Origin of the sequence: Hydrocoleum sp. CS-953 (genome assembly GCF_002260545.1) — a bacterium.
Classification (GTDB): Bacteria; Cyanobacteriota; Cyanobacteriia; order Cyanobacteriales; family Microcoleaceae; genus Trichodesmium.
The window spans coordinates 1-7,815 of sequence record NZ_LGSU01001198.1 but is presented as its reverse complement, the minus strand read 5'-3'; the positions used below and the strand labels follow the sequence as shown (position 1 = coordinate 7,815).

The 7,815-nt window shown below is 39.8% G+C and carries 3 protein-coding genes and 2 pseudogenes; 3 read left to right on the top strand and 2 right to left on the bottom strand.

The window, feature by feature from the left end; genetic code table 11:
• Positions 1 to 39: 39 nt before the first annotated feature.
• Complete coding sequence (aroF, locus tag AFK68_RS19715) at positions 40 to 888, bottom strand: 3-deoxy-7-phosphoheptulonate synthase (RefSeq protein WP_094674387.1); 849 nt, start codon at positions 886 to 888, stop codon at positions 40 to 42.
• Positions 889 to 1,606: 718 nt separating this feature from the next.
• On the opposite strand from aroF, the gene pip reads away from it, so the two are divergent.
• Complete coding sequence (pip, locus tag AFK68_RS19710; protein ID WP_094674385.1) at positions 1,607 to 2,545, top strand: prolyl aminopeptidase; 939 nt, start codon at positions 1,607 to 1,609, stop codon at positions 2,543 to 2,545.
• A 441-nt stretch (positions 2,546 to 2,986) separates the two neighbouring features.
• Here pip and AFK68_RS19705 read toward each other — a convergent pair whose 3' ends face one another.
• Positions 2,987 to 3,403, bottom strand: a complete 417-nt coding sequence (locus tag AFK68_RS19705) for a hypothetical protein (RefSeq protein ID WP_143438058.1) — start codon at positions 3,401 to 3,403, stop codon at positions 2,987 to 2,989.
• A 593-nt stretch (positions 3,404 to 3,996) separates the two neighbouring features.
• Here AFK68_RS19705 and AFK68_RS19700 point away from each other — a divergent pair.
• Both AFK68_RS19700 and AFK68_RS39295 read left to right on the top strand, forming a co-directional pair.
• Positions 3,997 to 7,151: pseudogene (locus tag AFK68_RS19700) on the top strand (ExeM/NucH family extracellular endonuclease); the annotation flags it as partial.
• A 1-nt stretch (position 7,152) separates the two neighbouring features.
• Positions 7,153 to 7,815, top strand: a pseudogene (locus tag AFK68_RS39295) (hypothetical protein); the annotation flags it as partial.

The following is a 7,815-nucleotide window of genomic DNA, read 5'->3' as shown; positions in this document are numbered from 1 at the left end:
AAGCGATCGCCTAAAAATTAAGCCAAAATTAAGCCAAAATTAAGCCACAGCTAACTCCTCAACTTGACAAATATATCGCCCCACTGCAGCAGCAACGGGGCATAAACTTTCAACCAACTCCACCATATTTTCCAAAGACAATGCTTGTCGCGCATCCGAAACCGACTCCTCCGGTACAGGATGACACTCTATCATTAAACCATCTGCTCCACAAGCAACCGCAGCTTTTGCCAAAGATGCCACCAACTCCCGTTTACCCACAGCATGAGAAGGATCGACAATAACTGGTAAATGAGTCAACTGTTTCAAAGCAGCTACCGCACCCAAATCTAAAACATTGCGAGTATAACTATCAAAACTACGAATACCTCTTTCACATAAAACCACATTCGGGTTGCCGTGACTGAGAATATATTCAGCAGCCATCAAAAATTCCTCAATAGTCGCAGCTAACCCCCGTTTCAACATCACAGGTTTACCAGTTTTTCCCACTGCTTTGAGTAACTCAAAGTTTTGCATATTCCTACTACCTATTTGCAGCATATCCGCATAAGCAACCACCGACTCTATTTGCGGAATAGACATAACTTCAGTGACGACTGGAATATTGTAGCGTTGACGAACAGATGCCAAAATTTTCAATCCTTCTATTCCCAACCCCTGGAATGAGTAGGGAGAAGTGCGTGGTTTATAAACACCTCCCCGCAACATTTGTACAGGTGCCATTATTAACTTACTTGCCACTGCTTCCATTTGTTCCATACTTTCAACAGTGCAGGGACCACCAATAATTAAAAAATCTGCACCTCCTACCGTTGTCTGTCCAGAAATATTGACAACTGTTTGATGTTCCGAGTAAGACTTAGATGCAAGTTTAGCGTTAGACATGAGATTTTCTCCTTGATCAATTAAGTGGGGTGAAAAATAAAAAACCCGGAACCATTATTCAGCTCCGGGTGAAAAGTGAAAGTCAGCATGACAAATTACCCGGAACTATATCGGGGCCAGAAATAAAAACCGTAATACCAGGAATTTACTTGAGTCATAACTGTTTTCGTCTTTTTTTGAATACTCAGATTTGCAAACAAAAAACCGCAGTGTTTATGCTGCGGTTCACTTAGAGGTTTATAGCAAAAACTATATTCACTCCAAGTGAACCTCTCTATACCAAAAATAAAAATAGGAATTACTAATAAACATCGGCTTTTTGTTTGTGTTAAGAAATATGTTAATTATGGAATTCTAAGATGGGTAAAGAAATATTCTTCTTTGAGTCCTTACCGATTTAACATAGCAGAAACTTCAGAGAGTGTCAAGCCCCTATAGGAATTTTTGGTGGTGGTGCATAGTAATGGTAGAGAGAGTGTGGGGAGTGTGGGGAGTGTGGGAAGTGTGGGAGCATGAGAACAAATTAAAAAATATATATTATATCTTCACCATTACTATGCAGGACTACCTATTTTATTATCACTAATTATCTAAAGATTATATACNTATATATTATATCTTCACCATTACTATGCAGGACTACCTATTTTATTATCACTAATTATCTAAAGATTATATAAGGTATAATTTATTTTAAGAAAACTTCTTAAATCTAATCATGCGAGAACTTTATCCACCCATTCAACCATACAAAACAGGCAATCTAAAAGTTTCTGATCTTCACACTATTTATTATGAAGAATGTGGCAACCCCCAAGGTAAACCAGTAGTCTTTTTACATGGTGGGCCGGGTGGTGGAATTATACCTATTTATCGTCAATATTTTGACCCTCAAAAATGGCGAATTATTCTCTTTGACCAACGCGGTTGTGGTCGAAGTAAACCTCATGCTGAACTTAATCAAAATACTACTTGGAATTTAGTTAATGATATTGAAAAACTGCGAGTTCATCTAAGTATTGAAAAGTGGGTTGCGTTTGGAGGAAGTTGGGGAAGTACCTTAGCATTAGCTTATAGTCAAACCTATCCAGAAAGTTGCATTGGTTTAATATTAAGAGGCATTTTTCTAGTCCGCCCAAAAGAAATTTATTGGTTTTATCAAGAGGGAGCAAGTAAAATTTTTCCTGATGCTTGGGAGGAATATTTAAAACCTATTCCACTAGCAGAAAGGCATGATTTAGTTAAAGCTTATTATCAAAGATTAACTAATACAGATGAGAAAGTCCGATTAGAAGCTGCCCGTGCTTGGTCAATTTGGGAGGCAAGTACCAGTAAATTAATTCAAGATCCTAACTTGATGCAAAGTTTTGGTCAGAGTCATTTTGCTGTAGCTTTTGCTAGAATAGAATGTCATTATTTCATTAACAAATGCTTCTTTGAAGATGAAGAACAGTTATTAAAAAATGTCGATAAAATCCGGCATATTCCCGGAGTAATTGTCCAGGGAAGATATGATGTTGTTTGTCCGATGGTGTCAGCTTGGGAATTACATCAAGCATGGCCAGAAGCAGAATTTATTGTAGTGCCAGATGCCGGACATTCGGTGAGTGAACCGGGGATTAAAGATGCTTTGATTAGAGCAACTGATAAGTTTTGAAGCATTCAAATGCGATAACTGTATCATATTAAATCTCACATATTCTTCCTACATCTCCTTAATTCTAGGGAGTAGGAAGTAGGGTTTCTAGGAATAAAAAATCCTGAAAAACATTATTGGAGCTTATATCAAGTCCGCTTGCAATAGAAGTCTTATAATAAACCGGGTTTGTGGCTGGTCAATGTTAGTATTGTAGAGCATTTGATACAAACCCGGTTTCTCTGCTTTTTTATACCGATACTACCGACTTTGATATTACTTATTATTTAAGAACTTAAGTCTTAAGGAAAGATAGCATTATTTTTGAGAACAAGATTCAAAGTCTGTTTTTGACAATTCTGAGTCGCTCAGTAATCATTATTCGTACTTTTCACCTCTCCCAACCCTTCCCACCTTCCCCACACTCTTTATCTAATTACACCAATGCTACCGGATTTGATATTAGACATCCCAATCATTACCAACCTTTTGCATCAAGTGGTTCAAAATTACATCTCCTTGTGGGTTAACAACAGTCAAGCGGATAATTGATGGATCTTTAGGGCGATGAGCAATAATATATTTGTGACTTCCGTTTCTAAAGGTATAAGTATAGCGTTTATTATTCCGTGTAATTGAGGCATTTTTCAAAGTTAGAGAACCGCCAGTTCTTCGAGATAGAGCTTCATAAGTATAGTTTCCGAACTCATCTAATTTCAGCCAAACAACCCAATTTTCGCTATTATCCATAAAAGCTCCAGTTGGACGGACAAAATCAGTAGGCATTGCAGAAGCACTATGAGAATTTAAGCTAATATCTGCGATCGCAGGAACAGATAAACCAATAACAGATGCAAGAGCAATAGCTTTGATGTTCATATTTTTGTCTTCCTTTGCGTATTTTAGCGGTTTGTTTTGTTTCCTAACTAAATCTTCAAGCTGAATCATTTTGCATCCGTATTTTTTTTTAATAAAAATGCCAGAATTAAATTTGGCACACACAAACCTGCAATGAATAGACGTATTTGTTCAAATATCGGTAGACAAATTAGAAATTGTCACATTTTATAGCTTTAAGCATTCAGCATTCAGCTCAAAATCAAAGATTTCAATGTCTGTAAAAACATATAAAAATAGATACTTCAATATAAAAATCCTGGAAATTACGGACTCTAGCTTGATTAAGGAACAGAAATTAAATTCAGTAAATTTACAAATTTACATTGACTGAAAAAAAAGTTATGTTTGTAGGGTATTTGGTAGTAAACAATACGTTAGCTAACTTAACATTAAAGCCTGAAAAGCTGGGAATAGGTTTCATCTATATCCTATTGCTCGCGTTAAGTAATTCTGCTTTGATCTAGCGTGTGATTCACTCATATACAAAATTAAATTATTGGGAATCATCATTGCTTACTCAAATCAAATAGCTTTTTGTAAAAAGTTTAAGATTATAGAGAAATCTGAAGAAAATGAGTGACTTAGTTATCACAGGTATCATTGATGGACCTATTACAGGTGGAGTTCCAAAAGCTGTGGAGTTCTTCGCTCTAGATGATATTCCCGACTTAAGCGTGTATGGTTTTGGCTCTGCTAATAACGGTGGAGGCAGTGACGGCCAAGAATATACATTCTCTGGCACTGCTTCTGCTGGAGACTACATATACATTGCAACTGAAACAATAGGATTCAATAGTTTTTTGGGATTTAATCCTGACGATACAAGTAGCGCATCCAGTATTAACGGAGATGATGCCATTGAACTTTTTTTAAATGGCGCTGTAGTTGATACATTTGGTGAAATTAATATTGATGGCACTGGAGAACCTTGGGAATACTTGGATGGTTGGGCTTACAGAGTCCCCAACACAAGCCCCGATGGTACTACTTTCAACATCTCCAACTGGACGTTTAGCAGTCCTAATGCTTTAGATGGTGAAACCAGTAACGGTAGTGCAACTACTCCTTTCCCTCTAGGAAGCTTTAGCAGTAGTGTAGAAACCCCTAGCTTTGTTATCAATGAACTATACGTTAGCCATACTGGAACAGACGACACTGAATTTATCGAAATCTTTGGCACCCCTGGTACATCATTGGATGGCTTAAGTTTTATTGGTGTTGAAGGAGATAGTGGCTCTCCAATTGGCACAATTGACGCTCGAATTGACTTTGACTCAACCCATACTATCGGCGACAATGGGTTTTTCTTAATTGGAAACCCCATAGGTTTAGCAAATAACTATGCAGTTACTCCGAATGTTGATATCAGCAGTAACTCCCTAGAAAATGGTAGTTCGACTTTTGCTTTAGTTGAAACCAGTAGTATTTCTGGTACTTCTGTTACAGGTAGCGAAGTTGTTATCGATACTGTTGCTCTTACGGATGGTGATGCAGGAGATACTTTCTTCTTTGATGCTCCTGTTGTAGGTCTAGATAGTCCATTTTTCCCTGCTGGTGCGCGTCGAGTTACTGATGGAGTCGATACCGATACAGTTAGTGATTTCGTAATTAGTGACTTCTTCCTGGGTGTGGATAATACTCCTACTGCTGGAACTACTGATAATGGTGGTGGAGAAGCTACCTTAACCCCCATACATGAAATTCAAGGTAGTAGTACATCCAGTCTCCTAGAGAGTCAAACAGTAACTATTGAAGCAGTTGTTGTGGGAGACTACCAGGATGGTGCTAGCGGAACAAATGGAGATTTGAACGGTTTCTTTGTTCAAGAAGAAGATGCTGATGCTGATGCCGATCCTTTAACTTCTGAAGGGATTTTCATTTTTGACGGTGACTCTCCTGCGGTAGACGTGAAGATCGGAGACGTCGTTCAGGTAACAGGAACAGTAACTGAGTCGAATGGTTTAACCGAGCTTACAAATGTTACTGTTTCCATTCAAGGAACAGATACTTTACCAACTCCTGCTACTGTCAACTTCCCTGTTACTACTGTTGAGGATCTAGAAGCTTTTGAGGGAATGGGAATCACAATTCCCGATACCCTGTTTGTTACTGGATCTTTCAACTTAGAACGCTTCGGTGAAATCGTCCTAGCTTCTGACGGTGAAAGCAATGAACCAGGAACTGATGGTCGCCTAGAACAATTTACTGACTTCAATGCTCCTGATCTTGCAGGTTTTGCAGCTTATCAAGAAGCGATCGCTACCCGACGCATTATTCTGGATGATGCTCAAACAGTTGAAAACCCTAATCCAATTATTCATGGTCGTGGCGGCAACCCTCTCAGTTCAACTAATACTCTCCGGGGTGGCGATACTGTTGATAATCTTTCTGGTATTCTCAGCTTTGGCTCTGGGGAGTACCGAATTCAACCTGTTAATTTTGTAGATTTCCAAGCAACTAATCTTCGTCCAGAAACACCTGATGATGTTGGTGGAAATTTGAAGGTTGCTAGTCTCAATGTTCTCAATTTCTTTACTACTCTAGACGAAGCAGGTAATCCTGGTAGCGGTCCTAACGGTCTTTCTCCTCGTGGTGCCGATAACCAAGCTGAGTTTGACCGTCAAGTTGAGAAGTTAGTTACAATTTTGGAAGATATTGACGCGGATATTTTTGGCTTGGTTGAGTTAGAGAACGAATTTGGTGGAGACCAAAACGGTGACGGTCAGTTTGCTATTCAGACATTGGTTGATGAAATTAATAACCGAGTCGGTGCAGGGACTTATGCTTACGTCGATCCGGGCGTTCCTTTTGTGGATACAGGCGATGCTATTTCTGTCGGTGCAATTTACAAAACTGACAGCGTTAAAGTTGCTCCTGGAACAACAGTAGAAATTCTCACAGATTCCGATCTGCCTGCTCTTGGTTTAGGAGGTACAGTATTTGATGGGAATGATACTAACCGTGCTCCTCTTGCTGTCACTTTTGAAGAACTAGCTACAGGGGAACGTTTTACCGTATCTGTTAACCACTTCAAGTCTAAAGGTGGTACTGGAACTGGTGACGATGCAGATGTAGGTGACGGCCAGGGTAATTTCAATGGTACTCGTTTACGAGCTTCAGAAGCTCTAAATGCTTGGTTAAATACTGACCCCACAGGAAGTGGCGACGAAGACTTCTTAATTGTGGGTGACTTGAACGCTTACGCTCAGGAAGACCCAATTACATTCCTGGAAGCAGAAGGTTATACTGACCTTGCACAACAGTTTGTCGGTAATAGCGCTTACTCTTTCACATTTGATGGGCAGCTAGGAACCATCGACTATGCTTTAGCTAATTCTAGTTTGACAAATCAAGTAACAGGAGCTACAGAGTGGCACGTTAATGTTGACGAACCTGATGCTCTTGATTATAACCTTGATTTTGGACGCGATCCAAGTCTGTTTAATGGTCAAGACCAGTTCCGCAATTCTGACCACGACCCCATAATAGTTGGTTTGAATTTGGAAAGCCCCAACGATGCACCAGTATTAGACAAGACTTTAGATACTAAGGGTGCAACTGCCGACATCGAACTAACAGTAGAAGAAGACACAACCGCCGACGGAGAAGTAGGCAACAAGGTCAGCGAAATAGTCTCTCTCGGAGGAAACGTCACCGACGCCGATACTGGTGCAGTAACAGGTATTGCCATAACAGCAACAGACCAAAGCAATGGAACTTGGCATTANCCAGTATTAGACAAGACTTTAGATACTAAGGGTGCAACTGCCGACATCGAACTAACAGTAGAAGAAGACACAACCGCCGACGGAGAAGTAGGCAACAAGGTCAGCGAAATAGTCTCTCTCGGAGGAAACGTCACCGACGCCGATACTGGTGCAGTAACAGGTATTGCCATAACAGCAACAGACCAAAGCAATGGAACTTGGCATTACAGCACAGACGGAGGCACAACCTGGAGTCCAGTAGGAGAAGTATCAAAAAATAGTGCCTTATTATTAGCAGCAGATGCAAATACCCGTCTACTATTTACTCCCAACGAAAACTATAACGGTACAATAACCAATGGCATCACATTCCGGGCTTGGGACCAAACATCAGGTACTGCTGGAAATAAAGAAGATGTAACCAGCAATGGAAATGACACAGCATTTAGTAGTCAGACTGATACAGCAAATATCATAGTTACTGCAAAAAACGATGCCCCCACAGCAGCAGACAAAACCATAACCATAGAAGAAGACAACAACCACATATTTAGCCAAACCGACTTTAGCTTTAACGACATAGACGGAGATAGTCTAGCATCTATTACAATAACCACCCTGCCAGCAGCAGGCACATTACAACTAAACGAAACAGACGTAACAGCCAACCAAGTAATAACAGCA